This is a genomic window from Pseudomonas sp. S44 (assembly GCF_016624805.1).
GTDB classification, from domain to species: Bacteria; Pseudomonadota; Gammaproteobacteria; order Pseudomonadales; family Pseudomonadaceae; genus Aquipseudomonas; species Aquipseudomonas machongensis.
Genome location: NZ_JACVTY010000001.1, coordinates 164,500 through 179,357 on the forward strand (window position 1 = coordinate 164,500; position 14,858 = coordinate 179,357).

Genomic DNA, 14,858 nt, shown 5'->3' on the forward strand with positions numbered 1-14,858 from the left:
ATGGACCGTACGGAGGCGGCAGGCTGGCCCGAACGGGATTGGCTAAATCGCCAGGCGTAGGTGTCTGCGTAGGGGTAGCTGGTGTAGTTCATGAATCTGTCCTCGGAACGAATGAATGTTTTTCAGGGCCTGGAAACGCAAAACCCCCGGTCGGGGAGCCGACCGGGGGTTTGAGTATTCTCATGTTCGGCGGCCCCTCGAAGGTGGGCGCCGTGTGGGTATCGGCGCCTAGTGGCTAAACCAATACCCAAAATAGGAGCAGGCGACGGTACGACCGGCAACGGCCAGCACAGGGCGCGAGATGCGACCGGTGGTGTTGGCGTGATTGCAGGTATGTTTCGACATGTTGCTCTCCAGTGAGTGGGGTCGAGCTTACTGCACCTGCAACGCTGTGTTCAATGGATAAATGCTATCGCGATGATAATCCGGGGCAGCGACGCGGCCCCGGCGCGGTGCGATCACAGCGGGTAGTGCTTGAGTTCTCGCGCAATCAGCATCCGCTGAATCTCGCTCGAGCCCTCGTAGATCTGCGTGATGCGCGCATCGCGGTAGTACTTCTCCACCGGATAGTCCTCTAGATACCCATAGCCGCCATGCACCTGGATGGCCATGGAGCACACCCGTTCGGCCATTTCCGAGGCGAACAGCTTGGCCTGCGAGGCTTCCGACAGGCATGGCTTGCCGGCCGTGCGCAGGCGCGCGGCGTGGAGGATCAGCAGGCGTGCGGCGTTGACCTGCACCTGCATGTCGGCCAGCAGGTTGGCGATGCTCTGGTGCTCGTTGATCGGTTTGCCGAACTGGATACGCTCGCGCGAATAGGTCAGCGCGGCCTCGAACGCGGCACGGGCAATGCCCAGGGCCTGGGCGGCGATGCCGATGCGTCCGCCTTCGAGGTTGGACAGGGCAATGGCCAGGCCCTTGCCGCGCTCACCCAGCAGATTGGCGGCCGGGATGCGGCAGTTGTCGAGGGTGACTGCGCAGGTGTCAGAGGCGCGGATGCCCATCTTGTGTTCGCTGCGATCGACCTTGAAGCCTGGGTTGTCGGTCTCTACCAGGAACGCCGACAGGCCCTTCTTGCCCAGCTCCGGATCGGTGACGGCAAAGACGATGGCCAGCCCCGCACGGCGGGCGTTGCTGACGAACTGCTTGGCGCCGCTGATGACCCAGTGGCCGTCCACCAGCTCGGCGCGTGTGCGCAGGTTATGGGCTTCGGAGCCGGCCTGCGGCTCGGTCAGGCAGAAGCAGCCAATCACTTCGCCACTGGCCAGGCGCGGCAGCCATTGCTGCTGTTGCTCAGCGCTGCCATAAGCCAGCAGAGGGCCGCAGCCGACCGAGTTGTGGATGCTCATCATCGCACCGGTCGCGCCGTCGCCAGCCGAGATTTCTTCTACTGCCAGGGCATAGGCGACGTAGTCGGTGTAGCTGCCGCCGAAGGTGTCGGGCACGACCATGCCCAGCAGGCCCAGCTCGCCCATGGCGCGGACCACGTCATCGTCGATCCAGCCAGCCTTCTCCCAGGCCTGGGCATGGGGCGCGATCTCGCCACGGGCAAAGTCCCGGGCCATGTCGCGGATCATGATCTGTTCTTCGCTCAGTTCCAGGTCTTGCATGCTGTGTACTCCCGGGCTCACAGGCCTTCGAAGAATTGATCGACCCGCTGGCGCGACAGCGCGGCGAGTGTGGGCGGGTTCCAGCGGGGCTGCTTGTCCTTGTCGACGATCAGCGCACGCACGCCCTCGATGATATCGCCATGGGCGAACCACTGGCGGTCCAGGTGCAGTTCCATGGCGAAGCATTCTTCCAGGCTCAGGCGGCGACCGCGACGCAACATCTCCAGGGTAACCGCCATCGCCAGCGGTGAGCGGGTTTCCAGCTGATCGGCGGTGGCCAGTGCCCAGGGGCGGCTGTCGCCGATGCTCACGGCGCGCAGTTGCTCGATGATGCTGGCCAGGTCGGGCAGGGCGAAGAAGTGATCGATGGCCGGGCGCAGTTTGGCCAGTGGCGCGTCGTCCAGCCTCTGGGAGCCAAGTTTGGCAAGCAGACCTTGCAGATCCTTGAGTGGCTGGTCGCCGAAGTTCAGATGGTTCAGGCCTTCGTCCAGCGCGGCCAGCTTTGCGCTGTCCACGTACCAGTCCGCCAGCCCGCAGTACAGGGCATCGGCGGCCTGGATCTGCGCGCCGCTGACACCCAGGTAGATGCCCAGCTCGCCGGGGATGCGCGACAGGAAGTAGCTGCCGCCGACATCGGGGAAGTAGCCGATACCGACTTCGGGCATCCCTAGACGACTGCGTTCGGTGACGATGCGCAGGTCCGCGCCCTGGGCCAGGCCCATGCCGCCACCGAGGGTGAAGCCGTCCATCAGTACCAGGATGGGTTTGCGGTAATGATGGATGCACAGGTCGAGGGCATATTCCTCGACGAAGAAGCGTTCATGCAGGTCGCTGCCGGACTTGAAGCTGTCGTGCAGCGAGCGGATGTCGCCCCCTGCGCAGAAGCCCTTGGGGCCTTCGCCGCGCAGCACAACGGCCTTGACTTGCGGATCCTGCGCCCAGGCGTCGAGGTGATGCTGCAGGCTGCGCACCATGTCGAGGGTCAGGGCGTTGAGGCCGGAGGGACGGTTGAGTGTCAGGTGGCCGATGTGATTGCGGGTGTCGGCCAGAACATGATCCGTGGCCGTTGGTCGAGCGTGCGCGGTCATCGCGGTCTCCCTGCTTTGTTATTGATTTTCCAAGGTAAGTCTGGAAGTACGCTGGAGGATCAACGGATCCTGCCATGCGTATTTGCCTGACACAATTGGTAAATCTGCAGGGGAAGGGTGCATTTTTGTGGCAGATGATCAGGCATCTGCCGTGTGGGTGCTGGCCCTTTCGCGGGCAAGCCCGCTCCCACAAGCTCTGGTGTGATCCTTGGTGGGAGCGGGCTTGCCCGCGAAAAGAGCGACGCGCACTCGCCTCAGTTACGGTCCAGCCACACCGTCTGCACGTTGCAGAACTCACGCACACCAAAGTGCGACAGCTCACGCCCGAAACCGCTCTTCTTGACGCCGCCGAACGCTACGCGGGGGTCGGAGGCGCAGTAGCCGTTGATGAACACACCGCCGGTGTCCAGCGCCGAGGTCATACGCTCGGCCTGGGCCAGGTCGGCGGTATAGATCGTCGCCGCCAGGCCGAACTCGCTGTCGTTGGCCAGTTCGACCGCGTGTTCGGCGTCACGGGCGCTGATGATCGCCGCCACCGGGCCGAACAGCTCCTGCTTGAAGGCAGTCATGTCGCGGGTCACGTTGGCGAACACGGTCGGCTCGTAGAAGTTGGCGCTGCCTTCGACTTTCTTGCCGCCCAGCAGCAACGTGGCGCCTTCGGCGAGGGTCGCCTGGACCTGGCCATCGAGCTCGTCGCGCAGGTCGAAGCGGGCCATCGGGCCGATGTACGTGTCGTCCTGCAGTGGGTTGCCGATTTTCAGGGCGCGGGTCGCTTCCACGAACTTCTGCGTGAAGGCCTCGACGATGCTGTCTTCCACGATGAAGCGTTTGGCCGCAGCGCAGACCTGGCCGGTGTTCTGGTAGCGGCCGATCACTGCAGCCTTGACGGCGGCATCGAGGTCGGCATCGGCCAGCACGATGAACGGATCGGAACCGCCCAGTTCGAGCACGCACTTCTTCAGCGCCGCGCCCGCTTGGGCACCGATGGCCATGCCGGCACGCACGCTGCCGGTGAGGGTAATGGCGGCGATGCGCGGGTCATTGATCGCGCGGGTGACGCCATCCGGAGTGACGTTGACCACCTCGAACACGCCTTGCGGCAAGCCAGCCTGCTTGAACAGCTCGGCCAGCAGGTAGGCGCTGCCCATCACGTTCGGCGCGTGCTTGAGCACATAGGTGTTGCCGGCCAGCAGGGCAGGGACGGCGCCACGCAGCACTTGCCAGATCGGGAAGTTCCACGGCATCACCGCGAGGATAGGGCCGAGCGGGCGGTATTCGATACGTGCTTTTTCGATCTGGGTGGCCTCGGGGGCGAGCATGGCCGGGCCGTGTTCGGCGTACCACTGGCACAGGCCGATGCACTTGGTCACTTCGCCACGGGCCTGGGCGATCGGCTTGCCGATTTCGCGGGTGATCATCACCGCGAAGGCCTCGTGGTTGGCCTGCAGTGCGTTGGCCAGAGCGATCAGGTATTCGCTGCGCTGACCCAGCGACACCTGGCGCCACTGGGCGTAGCCGGCCTTGGCGCGTTGCAGGGCTGCGTCCAGTGCGGCATCGGTGTCGTAGGGGTAGGCGCCAATCTGTTCGCCGCTGTATGGGTCGACGGAAATGGCATGGGTCAGGCTGCTGATCTCGCTCATGGCGGGTCCTCTTGTTGTCTTGGCGGTGTCGTATTCGACTGAAGGCCAGACTAGTGACGTGCGCCTTTAATGAAAACTGAATAATAATGAGCGAAACATTCACGAATGGAGAAAGACTGTGGACCTGGTGCAACTGGAGATGTTCAAGGCCGTGGCCGAACACGGCAGCATCAGCGCTGCCGCCCAACACATCCATCGGGTGCCATCGAACCTGACCACCCGTATCAAGCAGCTCGAAGAAGACCTGGGGGTGGAGCTGTTCATCCGCGAAAAGAGCCGCCTGCGCCTGTCTCCGGCGGGCTGGAACTTTCTGGAGTACACCCGGCGCATCCTGGAGCTGGTGCAGGAGGCGCGCTCGACCGTGGCCGGCGAAGACCCGCAGGGCACCTTTGCCCTCGGCTCGCTGGAGAGCACCGCGGCGGTGCGCATTCCTACGGTGCTGGCGGCCTATAACCAGCGTTATCCGAAGGTCGACCTGGACCTCTCCACTGGCCCGTCGGGGACCATGCTCGAAGGGGTGCTGTCCGGGCGGCTGGTGGCAGCCTTCGTCGACGGCCCGGTGCTGCATCCAACACTTGAGGGCATGCCGGTGTTCGAGGAGGAGATGATGGTCATCGCACCCTTGAACCACGCCCCGGTCAGTCGCGCCCAGGATGTCAACGGCGAAAGCATCTACGCCTTCCGTGCCAACTGCTCGTACCGGCATCATTTCGAGAGCTGGTTCGTCAAGGACAAGGCCGTTCCGGGCAAGATCCACGAGATGGAGTCGTACCACGGCATGCTCGCCTGTGTCAGCGCTGGTGCAGGCCTGGCACTGATGCCCCGCAGCATGCTCGACAGCATGCCCGGCGCCAGTACGGTCAGCGCCTGGCCGTTGTCCGAGGACTTTCGTTACCTCAAGACCTGGCTGGTGTGGCGTCGCGGTACGGTGTCACGCAGCCTGAGCATGTTCATCCGCCTGCTGGAGGAGCAGGCCGGCTGAGGAGTTCGAGGCGAAAAAAACGATACCTTGCTAACTTTTTTCCTATTCGATAGTGGCAAATGACTTTCATCTTTTATCGCGGCTGACGATAATCAGAAAAGTATTACTACTTGTGACCCCAGGTGGGATGGCCTGGGGCGCAAGCGAATAACGAGAGGCCAAGCCTCCACTTGCTGCAGGCACGACCCACCAGGGCACCTGCCCGTGAAGACCTTCTGGAGTAGTCATTGATGAAAACCCGTCTTGCCACCTCGCTGGCCGCCGCAGTACTGGCTCTGGCCGGTGCCAACCTGGCCCAGGCCGCGCAAATCTCCGGTGCCGTGGGCGCCACCAGTCAGGGCGACATGACCTATCGCATCGGCCTGTCGTTCGACTGGGACAAGAAGTGGCTGCAGAGCAGCACCGGCCACCTGACCGGTTACTGGGATGGCGCCTACACCTACTGGGAGGGTGGCGACTACAGCGGCGCCCACTCCCTGTCGTTCAGCCCGGTATTCGTCTATGAGTTCGGCGATTCGGGCTACGTCCCGTTCATCGAGGCCGGTATCGGCCTGGCCGCCTTCTCCAAGACCGACGTCGGTGATCAGAAGCTGGGCTCGTCGGTCAACTTCGAAGACCGCATCGGCTTCGGCCTGAAGCTGCCGGGTCAGCAGAAGATCGGTATTCGCGCCACGCATTACTCCAACGCCGGCATCAAGCAGCCGAACGACGGCATCGAGTCGTACGCGCTGTTCTACAGCGCCGGCTTCTAAGCGCTGCCTGTGCACCGTCGGTATCGGTCCGACGGTGCATCACGCCGCGCCATGCTAGCCCTGGCTAAAGGCGTGGCTTGACGAGCCCTTTACCAGCTCAGGGCCGGCGAGCAGTACGCAGGTATCGTTCATCTCAGGCCTTGCGTCGCAGCAAGAGGATGAAGAACAGCCCGCCGATGGCTGCCGTGGCGATGCCGATCGGCAGATCCTGCGGGGCGATCAACGTGCGTGCGCCGACATCGACCCAGATCATGAACAGCGCCCCGAGCAAGGCACAAGCCGGCAGCAGCCGGCGATGTTCGGCACCCACCAGGCGGCGAGCGACGTGGGGCAGCATCAGGCCGACGAAACCGATGGCGCCCGACAGCGACACCAGCACACCGGTCAGCAACGCTGTGCCGACGAACACCTTGGCCCGCACGCGCCGGGTGTCGAAGCCCAGGCTGACAGCGGTCTGCTCGCCACTCATCAGCGCGTTCAGCGCCCGCGCCAGGCTCATCAACAGCACGAAGCCCGCCAGTACGCAAACGGTCGGCAGCCACAGCAGCGACCACTGTGCCAGGCCCAGGCCGCCAAGCATCCAGAACATCACCGAGGCGGCAGCATGCGGGTCGCCGGTGTAGAGCAGCAGGTTGGCGGCGGCCATCACCACGAACGACACCGCCACCCCGGCCAGCAGCAGGCGATCGCTTTCCAGGCGCCCACCACGACTGGCCACGCCGAGCACCAGCAGCATGCTGCCCAACGCGCCGATGAACGCGGCCAGGGGCAGGCTGAAGGCCCCGGCGAACGGGCCGAGGAACAGCACCACCAGCACTGCACCGAATACCGCCCCGGAACTGACCCCCAGCAGGTGCGGGTCGGCCAGGGGGTTACGGGTCACCGCCTGCAAGGCGCCGCCGACCAGCGCCAACCCTGCACCGACCAGCGCCCCCAGCAGCACGCGCGGCGCGCGGATCTGCCAGATGATCTGCGCCTGGCCGCGGCTCCAGTCGCCGCCTGGCCCCAGCCCCACCTGCTGCAAAACAATGCCAACCACCTTGCCCAGTTCGACCTGCGCCGAGCCGAACCCCAGTGACAGCAGGCACGACAGCAGCAAGGCCAGCAGCAGCGAAACGATCAGCAGGCGATAGCCCGCAGGGCTGCGAATCGGCATCAGCGGCGGGTCTCGGCGAACGGCTGCGGATGCAAGGCCGTGGCCAGGGTCTCGATGGCCTGGGCGTTCTCCACCGACGGTGTCACCTCCAGGTACGACAGCACCACGAAACGCTGCTTGCGGATCGCCTCGACACTGCCCAGGGCCGGGTGCTGTAGAAGGAAGTCGCGTTTCTGCTGCCAACTGGTGGGCCCGTAGTCGACGATGACGATCACCTGCGGATCGCGTTCCACCACGCTTTCCCAGTTCACCTGGGTCCAGCTGGCGGCGACATCACTCATGACGTTATCGCCCCCCGCAGCGCTGATCAGCGCCTGTGGCATCCCCAGGCGCCCGGAGGTGGTGGGGCGGTCTTCGCCGCTGTCATAGAGGAATACCCGCGGCCGTTGCTTGACCTCGGCCATCTGCGCAGCGACGCGCTCCACGCGTTGGCGCAACTGGCTGACCAGCGCCGTGGCGCGCTCGTGCACATCGAAGATGCGGCCAAGGTTGTCCAGGTCGCGGTAGAGATCGTCGAGGCTGGCCTGGCGTTGCGGCATGATCCAGGAGCACGACTCGCTCAGTTCGTACACCGGGATATCGAAGGGCGCGAGGGTCTGTGGGGTGACCGGCCCGCCGATTCGCATACCGTAGCTCCAGCCGGCGAGGAAGAAGTCGGCGTTGGCATCGAGCAGGTTTTCCACCGACACGTAGCGCGGCGCCAGCTCTGGCAGCCCGTCGAGTGCTTCACGCAGGCTTGGGTCGAGGGTTTTCCAGCCGCTGATACCGCTGTAGCCGGCCATGTGGTCGCGCAGGCCGAGCGCGAGGAGCATACCGGTGAGATTGATATCGTGGCTGACGGCATGCTGCGGCGCATGAGTGAAGGTGACGTCGCGTTCGCAACTGCGCACGGTCAGTGGATAGTTGTCGGCCTCGGCGGCCAGCGGCAGGGCGGCCAGCAGGGCCAGGCTGGTGAGCAGCGATTTCATGCGGGGCTGATCCAGGTAATGCGTGGATGGGAGGCCAGCGGGTGGCGGTCGACCAGGGCCTGCACGCCGAACACCTCCGCCAGGCACTGCTCGGTGAGCACCTGCCCTGGCGTGCCGTGGGCGACGATGCGCCCGGAATCGATCACGTACAGCCGATCGCAGAAGGCGGCGGCCAGGTTCAGATCGTGGAAGCTGGCCAGCAGGCTCAGGCCGGTGTTGCGCAATTGCTGAAGTAGCGCCAGCTGGAAGCGTGGGTCGAGGTGATTGGTCGGTTCGTCGAGGATCAGCAGCCGAGGTTGCTGGACCAGTGCCCGGGCCAGCAGCACGCGCTGTTTTTCTCCGCCCGACAGGCAGATGAAGGCATCGAGGGCGCGCGGCAGCAGGTCGAGCCTGGCCAGGGTGTCGTCGATCAGACTCGCGTCGCCATCACCGTCGAACCAGCCCAGGTGTGGGGTACGGCCCATGGCTACGACGTCACGCACGCTCAAGCCGAAGTCTTCGGGAAACTCCTGCAGCATCACCGCGATGCGCTGGGCGACCCAGCGTGGGTTGCGCTGCCAGATATCCTCGCCATCGAGGTGCACTTGGCCTGCGCAGGGGCGATTGAAGCGGTAGGCGCAGCGCAGCAGGCTGGTCTTGCCGCTGCCGTTGGGGCCGATCAGGCCGACGAATTCACCGGTGCCGATCTGCAGGTCGATGCCCTTCAGTAGCGGCTGCCCACCGCTGTGCGGTGACCAGTGCAGGCCTTGGATATGCAGGGTAGGGCATGACATGGATGAACCAACCGTCGCAGGGTGAGTGATACCCGTACGGTGGAGGTGCGCGCAGCTGTCGCGGGCGTGCGGCTGCCGCGAGAACCGGCCTGCGCCCGCCCACCGCGGGAGTTGCCAACTGCTGTGACAGGCCGGTCTCCGGGCTTGCGAGGGGCATGAGGCATTCACCTTCCCATGCCGTTGGCACAGTGGTGTATCGAATGCATCGCTCGCTTACCGTTGCGGGGGCAGCGCCGGACTGCTCGCAGGGGCGAGGCACCGGCTTCCCGTTTAATCCCCGGCTCGGCGGCAGGGGACACCTGAAACAAGGGGCGCATCTGAGCATTTATGGGGTGGGGAGTCAACCGGCCCTGTCGCGGGGCACGCCCGCGCCAGGGCCGACACGTTCAGGCCGGCAATGATCAGCTGCGCTTGAGCACCAGCGTCAGGATGTCGTAACTGGCCACCAGTTCACCGAGCTGGTTGGTCACCTCCACATCCCAGGCCACCACCCCTTGCGGCTGCCCCAACGGGCTGGTCTTGCCCTGGTCGATCTTGCGCTTGCAGGTCAGGCGCGCCTGGATCGTGTCACCGATCCCCACCGGGTTGATGAAGCGCAGGGTGTCCAGCCCGTAGTTGGCCAGTACCGGCCCTTCGCCTGGCGATACGAACAGCCCGGCCGCCGCTGACAGCACGAAGTAGCCATGGGCGATGCGCTTGCCGAACTGCGACTGCTTGGCGGCGATCTCGTCGAAGTGCATGTAGAAGTGGTCGCCCGACAGGCAGCCGAAGTTCACCAGGTCCGCTTCGGTGACGGTACGTCGGTGAGTCAGCAGCGATTCGCCGATGCGCAGTTCATCGAAGTAGCGACGGAACGGGTGCACCTCGGTCTCGATCACTTCGGCGCCGCGCACGTGCTCGCCGGTCACCGCCGCCAGCATGCTTGGCGAGCCCTGGATCGCGGCACGCTGCAGGTAGTGCTTGACCGCCCGCAGGCCGCCGAGCTCTTCGCCGCCCCCCGCACGCCCGGGGCCGCCGTGCTTGAGCTGTGGCAGCGGCGAGCCGTGCCCGGTGGACTCCGGCGCGGCTTCGCGATCGAGCACCAGCAGGCGGCCGTGCCAGGCGGCGGCCGCGGGAATGGCCTTGGCGGCGATGGCACGGTCGCGGGTCACCAGGGTCGCCACCAGGCTGCCCTTGCCACGCGCGGCCAGGACCAGGGCTTCGTCCAGGTCCTCGTAGGCCATCAAAGTGCTGACCGGGCCGAACGCCTCGATATCGTGTGCGCCGCCTTCGGCGTGTGGGTCGCGTGCGTGCAGCAGGGTCGGGGCAAAGAACGCACCTTCGGTTACACCTTCGCCCACCGGCGAGAAGCCGTCGTCGGCGCCGAACAGCTGGTCGCAGCTTTGCAGCAGGCTGCGCACGCGCTCACCGACGTCACGCTGCTGGTCATGGGAGGCCAGCGCGCCCATGCGCACGCCTTCGACCGACGGATCGCCCACCACCACCTTGGCCAGGCGCTCGCGCAGGCGGCTGGCGACGGCATCCAGGTGCCTGGCCGGCACGATGGCGCGGCGAATGGCGGTGCATTTCTGGCCCGCCTTGGTGGTCATCTCGCGTACCACTTCCTTGACGTACAGGTCGAACTCCTCGTCGTCGGGGGTCACATCCGGCCCGAGGATGGCGCAGTTCAGCGAGTCGGCCTCAGCGGTGAAGGGCACCGAGTTGCGCACCAGGTTCGGTGTCATGCGCAGCTTGGCAGCGGTGTCGGCGGAGCCGGTGAAGGTCACCAGATCCTGGCCCTGCAGGCGCTCGAGCAGATCGCCGGTGCTGCCGATCACCAGTTGCAGGCTGCCGGGCGGCAGCAGGCCTGATTCGTCGATCAGGCGCACCACCGCTTCGGTCAGGTAGCTGGTAGAGGTCGCGGGCTTGACGATGCACGGCATGCCGGCGAGGAAGGTCGGTGCGAACTTCTCCAGCATGCCCCAGATCGGGAAGTTGAAGGCGTTGATGTGCACCGCCACGCCTGCCCGTGGCACCAGGATATGGCTGCCGGCAAAGCGCCCTTGCTTGCCCAGTGGGATGGCCGGGCCTTCGTGCAGCAGGTTGCCCGAGGGCAACTCGCGGGTGCCGATGCCGGAGTAGGAAAACAGCGTGGCATTGCCGCCTTCGATGTCGATCCAGCTGTCGGCACGGGTCGCGCCGCTGTGGTGGGAGAGCGCGTAGAGCTGTTCCTTGCGCTCGGCCAGGTACAGCGCCAGGGCCTTCAGGCGGGCGGCGCGCTGTTGGAAGTCCAGGGCCATGAGCCCGCCAAGGCCCTGGCGGCGGCCGAAGTCCAGCGCTTCGGCGAAGTCCGGGCGTTCCTCATGGCTATAGGCCAGGACCTGCCCATCGAGGGCGCTGCGCAGGGCCTGGGCGCCGTGCTGGCCAATCCAGCGACCGGCGATGAAGCTCTGCAGGGTGTGGGCTTCAGACATGCTGTTCTCCTGTGAGGGGCGCGGTTACCACAGCGCCAGGGTGTAGCCGATGATCAGGCGGTTCTCGTCCACGGCGTTGGTCAGGCCATTGCCGGAACGGAAGGTGACGTTGCGCCAGCGCAGGCTGATGTCCTTGAACGGGCCGCTCTGGATGACGTAGGTGATGTCGGTGTCGCGCTCGCGTTCGCGGCCATTGCTGAGGGTCGCGGTTTCGGCGTGGCGACCGTCGGTGTAGCGAGTCATGAAGCTCAGGCCCGGAATGCCCATCGCGACGAAGTCGTAGTCGTAGCGCACTTGCCAGGAGTCGAGACCTGCGCGGGTGAAGGTGTTGTAGGTGACCAGGTTGACGGTGTAGGGGTCGCCACCGTTGAGAAACGGAAACGCGCTGTCGCCGGACATCTGCTGCCAGGTGGCGGTGAACTTGTGGGCCTTCACGCCCAGGGTGAACATGGCGTTGAAATTGCGGTTGTCGATGTTGCCTGCGCGTTCGGCGCCGTCGCCGCGGCTGTCGAAGTAGCGCAAGTCGCTGCGCAGGCTCATCCCTTCGCCCAGCGGCTGGGTGTGCAACAGGCCCAGGTACTGCTGGCGATAGATCTCGTCGAGCTTGGCGTAGTAGTAGCTGACGCTGGTCTGCGGGGTGATCGCGTAACTGCCGCCGCCGAAGTCGAAGTGGTCGCTGCTGGCCGCGCCGTAGCCGATGTCGTCGCGCCCGGAGGAGTCGCGCAGGTTGGCCTTGGTCAGGCGTCCGGCGTTGACGGTCAGGCCCTCGAGCTCCTGGCTGGTCAGCAGGCCACCCTGGAAGGTCGATGACAGCAGGCGGGTGTCGTTGTACACCACTACGGGCAAAATCGGCTGCAGGGTGCCCAGGCGCAGGGTGCTCTTCGATACGCGCAGCTTGCCGGTCAGCCCCAGCTCACTGTAATCGTCCACTGGTTCCAGGCTGTGCGGGCCGAAGGGCAGCAGGCCGGTGTTGCGCCGGTCGCGGCTGGAGTCGAGCTTGATCCCCAGTTGCCCCATGGCGTCCACGCCCAGGCCTATGGGGCCTTCGCTGAAGCCCGACTCGAAGCGCGCGGTGAAACCCTGGGCCCATTCCTCGGCCTTGGCTTGCGGCGCATTGGACTGGCGGAAGTCGCGATTGATGTAGTGGTTGCGCAGCTCGACGCGGGCGTGGCTGTCAGCGATGAAATCCGCCATGGCCGGCAAGGGCAGGGCGAGGGTGGCCAGCCAGGCGGCCGACTTGAGACGAGTGTGGTTCATTGTTGTTATATCCGACATTCGAGGTTCAAGGGTTCAGTGCTTGCTGGCGCCGGCAGCGCCGATCCCGGTCATGGAGCGGATGAACTGGCCCATGTAGCGACCACGCTCTTCGCTGGCCCGTTGCGAGCTGTCGGTGACCGAGAAGGCCCAGGCACCGAGGAAGGCCAGGCTCATGGAGAAGAGTGCCGGGTTGCTGTAGGGGAACAGCGCGCGCTCGTTGTGCAGCACGTTGACCCACACCGCCGGGCCCAGCACCACCAGCACGATGGCCGAGACCAGCCCGGCCATGCTGCCGGCTACCGCGCCGCGGGTGGTCAGGCCTTTCCAGAACATCGAGAGCAGCAGCACCGGGAAGTTGACCGAGGCGGCAATCGCCAGCACCAGACCCGAGAGGAAGGCGATGTTCTGCGATTCGAACAGCAACCCCAACAGCACCGCGAGCAGGCCGATCAGCAGGGTGGCGATGCGCGACATGCGCATTTCTTCCTGCTCGCTGGCCTGGCCCTTGCGCACGACGCAGGCATAGAGGTCGTGGGAGATCGCCGAGGCACCGGACAGCGCCAGGCCTGCGACCACGGCAAGAATCGTGGCGAAGGCCACTGCCGAGATGAAGCCCAGGAACAGGTTGCCCCCCACGGCCTGGGCCAGGTGCACGGCAACCATGTTGCCGCCGCCGATGATCGCGCCGCTGGCGTCGCGGTAGGCCGGCTCGGTCCCCACCATGACGATGGCGCCGAAACCGATGACGATCAGCAGCAGGTAGAAGTAGCCGATGAAACCCGTGGCGTAGAACACGCTCTTGCGGGCTTCCTTGGCGTCACTGACAGTGAAGAACCGCATGAGGATGTGCGGCAGCCCGGCGGTGCCGAACATCATGCCCAGCCCCAGCGAGATGGCGTCGATGGGATTGGACAGCAGTGCGCCGGGGGCCATGATCGCCTGGCCCTTGGCATGCACCGCTACGGCGCTGGCGAACATCGCCTCGGTGCTGAAGCCGAAATGCTTGAGCACCATGAACGCCATGAAGGTGGTGCCCGACAACAGCATCACCGCCTTGATGATCTGCACCCAGGTGGTGGCCAGCATGCCGCCGAAGGTCACGTACAGCACCATCAGTACGCCCACCAGGGTGACGGCGTAGAGGTAGCTGATACCGAACAGCAACTCGATCAGCTTGCCGGCGCCGACCATCTGCGCCACCAGGTACAACAGCGCGACGGTCAGCGTGCCGAACGCGGCGCTCAGGCGTACCGGGGCCTGTGCCAGACGGTAGGAAACCACGTCGGCGAAGGTGTACTTGCCCAGGTTGCGCAGGCGCTCGGCGATCAGGAACAGGATGATCGGCCAGCCGGCGAGTACGCCCAAGGCATAGAGCAGGCCGTCGTAGCCGTTCATGAACATCATCGCCGAGATGCCGAGGAAGGACGCAGCGCTGATCATGTCCCCGGCGATCGCCAGGCCATTCTGCATCCCAGTGAGGCCACCGCCTGCGGTGTAGAAGTCACTGGTCGAGCGGGTGCGGGCCGCGGCCCAGCGGGTCACCAGCAGGGTGAAGCAGACGAACACCATGAACATCGAGATGGCAGTCCAGTTCATTGCGCGCACTCCTGGCGAACCTTGTCGTTGAGTGGATCGATGACGCTGTTGGCGCGGTGCATGTAGATGCCGGTCAGGGCGAACGACAGCAGCACCATCAGCACACCCACCAGCATGCCGACGCTGGTGACGCCGCCATTGAGCGACTGGCCGAGCAGGCCGGGGGCGAAGGCCACCAGCAGCACGAAGCCGTAGTAGGCGGCAAGCATGGTCAGGGTGAGGCTGCCGTTGAGACGGCGCTTGCGGCGGATCAGTTGCTGGAAGTCGGGGTGCTTGCTGATGGAGTCGATGTGCTCGGGTGTCATGGGAAGCGGTCCTCTGTCTTGTAATTGTTTTTTCAGGTCACGCAGGGTGTTGCAGGGTTGCTGGCGGCCTCATCGCGGGACGAGCCCGCTCCCACAGGTACAGCGGTGACCATCGGTCTTGTGGGAGCAACGGTCTTGCTCAAAATTTGAAGTCCAGCCCAGTTCCTGCGGGAGCAGGCTTGTCCCTTTAAAGTCCAGCCCAGTCCCTGTTGGGGGCAGGCTTGTCCCTTTAAAGTCCAGCCCAATCCCTGTGGGAGCGGGCTTGTCCCGCGATGAGG

General features: G+C 65.1%; 11 protein-coding genes, 1 pseudogene and 1 riboswitch. Of the genes and pseudogenes, 2 read left to right on the forward strand and 10 right to left on the reverse strand.

Features of this window, described 5'->3' with window-relative positions:
* Positions 1-458 precede the first annotated feature (458 nt).
* From IAE40_RS00645 to IAE40_RS00655, 3 genes are all read right to left on the reverse strand, one after another.
* Positions 459-1,610: an acyl-CoA dehydrogenase family protein gene (locus IAE40_RS00645; protein ID WP_125929948.1), complete on the reverse strand. Its 1,152-nt coding sequence runs from the start codon at positions 1,608-1,610 to the stop codon at positions 459-461.
* 17 nt (positions 1,611-1,627) lie between these two features.
* Positions 1,628-2,698 carry an enoyl-CoA hydratase/isomerase family protein gene (locus tag IAE40_RS00650; RefSeq protein ID WP_200602401.1) on the reverse strand — a complete coding sequence of 357 codons (1,071 nt, stop codon included), beginning with the start codon at positions 2,696-2,698 and terminating at the stop codon, positions 1,628-1,630.
* Between the two features lie 254 nt (positions 2,699-2,952).
* Complete coding sequence (locus tag IAE40_RS00655) at positions 2,953-4,338, reverse strand: aldehyde dehydrogenase family protein (protein ID WP_200602402.1); 1,386 nt, start codon at positions 4,336-4,338, stop codon at positions 2,953-2,955.
* Positions 4,339-4,456: 118 nt separating this feature from the next.
* Between IAE40_RS00655 and ptrR the strand changes: the two genes are divergently transcribed.
* On the forward strand, positions 4,457-5,320 hold the full coding sequence (ptrR, locus tag IAE40_RS00660; RefSeq protein ID WP_054890640.1) for a putrescine utilization regulator PtrR: 864 nt from the start codon (positions 4,457-4,459) through the stop codon (positions 5,318-5,320).
* Positions 5,321-5,550: 230 nt separating this feature from the next.
* Positions 5,551-6,072: an acyloxyacyl hydrolase gene (locus IAE40_RS00665; RefSeq protein ID WP_054890639.1), complete on the forward strand. Its 522-nt coding sequence runs from the start codon at positions 5,551-5,553 to the stop codon at positions 6,070-6,072.
* 133 nt (positions 6,073-6,205) lie between these two features.
* Here IAE40_RS00665 and IAE40_RS00670 read toward each other — a convergent pair whose 3' ends face one another.
* From IAE40_RS00670 to IAE40_RS00700, 7 genes and pseudogenes are all read right to left on the reverse strand, one after another.
* The gene (locus tag IAE40_RS00670; protein ID WP_200602403.1) at positions 6,206-7,228 is read right to left on the reverse strand and encodes a FecCD family ABC transporter permease; all 1,023 of its coding nucleotides are present in this window, start codon (positions 7,226-7,228) and stop codon (positions 6,206-6,208) included.
* Entirely contained in the window at positions 7,228-8,196 is a 969-nt protein-coding gene (locus tag IAE40_RS00675) for an ABC transporter substrate-binding protein (RefSeq protein ID WP_200602404.1), read from the reverse strand. The genes IAE40_RS00670 and IAE40_RS00675 overlap by 1 nt, the downstream gene beginning before the upstream one ends.
* Positions 8,193-8,969, reverse strand: coding sequence for an ABC transporter ATP-binding protein (locus tag IAE40_RS00680; RefSeq protein ID WP_200602405.1), 777 nt, complete (start codon positions 8,967-8,969; stop codon positions 8,193-8,195). Before IAE40_RS00680 ends, IAE40_RS00675 begins: the two co-directional genes overlap by 4 nt.
* Before the next feature lie 112 nt (positions 8,970-9,081).
* Positions 9,082-9,287, reverse strand: a riboswitch (cobalamin riboswitch).
* Between the two features lie 83 nt (positions 9,288-9,370).
* A complete protein-coding gene (gene paaZ / locus IAE40_RS00685; RefSeq protein ID WP_200602406.1) occupies positions 9,371-11,422 on the reverse strand; it encodes a phenylacetic acid degradation bifunctional protein PaaZ in 2,052 nt (683 codons plus the stop codon).
* A 24-nt stretch (positions 11,423-11,446) separates the two neighbouring features.
* The gene (locus IAE40_RS00690) at positions 11,447-12,679 is read right to left on the reverse strand and encodes an OprD family porin (RefSeq protein ID WP_200602407.1); all 1,233 of its coding nucleotides are present in this window, start codon (positions 12,677-12,679) and stop codon (positions 11,447-11,449) included.
* Positions 12,680-12,712: 33 nt separating this feature from the next.
* Positions 12,713-14,281: pseudogene (locus IAE40_RS00695) on the reverse strand (cation acetate symporter); the annotation flags it as partial.
* Entirely contained in the window at positions 14,272-14,580 is a 309-nt protein-coding gene (locus tag IAE40_RS00700; protein ID WP_200602409.1) for a DUF485 domain-containing protein, read from the reverse strand. The pseudogene IAE40_RS00695 and the gene IAE40_RS00700, both read right to left, overlap by 10 nt.
* Positions 14,581-14,858 lie beyond the last annotated feature (278 nt).

Bases quoted from the DNA above. Each gene is read 5' to 3' on its own strand.
- IAE40_RS00645 (WP_125929948.1), bottom strand. From the start codon at position 1,610: ATGCAAGACCTGGAACTGAGCGAAGAACAGATCATGATCCGCGACATG.
- IAE40_RS00650 (WP_200602401.1), bottom strand. From the start codon at position 2,698: ATGACCGCGCACGCTCGACCAACGGCCACGGATCATGTTCTGGCCGAC.
- IAE40_RS00655 (WP_200602402.1), bottom strand. From the start codon at position 4,338: ATGAGCGAGATCAGCAGCCTGACCCATGCCATTTCCGTCGACCCATAC.
- IAE40_RS00665 (WP_054890639.1), top strand. From the start codon at position 5,551: ATGAAAACCCGTCTTGCCACCTCGCTGGCCGCCGCAGTACTGGCTCTG.
- IAE40_RS00670 (WP_200602403.1), bottom strand. From the start codon at position 7,228: ATGCCGATTCGCAGCCCTGCGGGCTATCGCCTGCTGATCGTTTCGCTG.
- IAE40_RS00675 (WP_200602404.1), bottom strand. From the start codon at position 8,196: ATGAAATCGCTGCTCACCAGCCTGGCCCTGCTGGCCGCCCTGCCGCTG.
- IAE40_RS00680 (WP_200602405.1), bottom strand. From the start codon at position 8,969: ATGTCATGCCCTACCCTGCATATCCAAGGCCTGCACTGGTCACCGCAC.
- paaZ (WP_200602406.1), bottom strand. From the start codon at position 11,422: ATGTCTGAAGCCCACACCCTGCAGAGCTTCATCGCCGGTCGCTGGATT.
- IAE40_RS00690 (WP_200602407.1), bottom strand. From the start codon at position 12,679: ATGAACCACACTCGTCTCAAGTCGGCCGCCTGGCTGGCCACCCTCGCC.
- IAE40_RS00700 (WP_200602409.1), bottom strand. From the start codon at position 14,580: ATGACACCCGAGCACATCGACTCCATCAGCAAGCACCCCGACTTCCAG.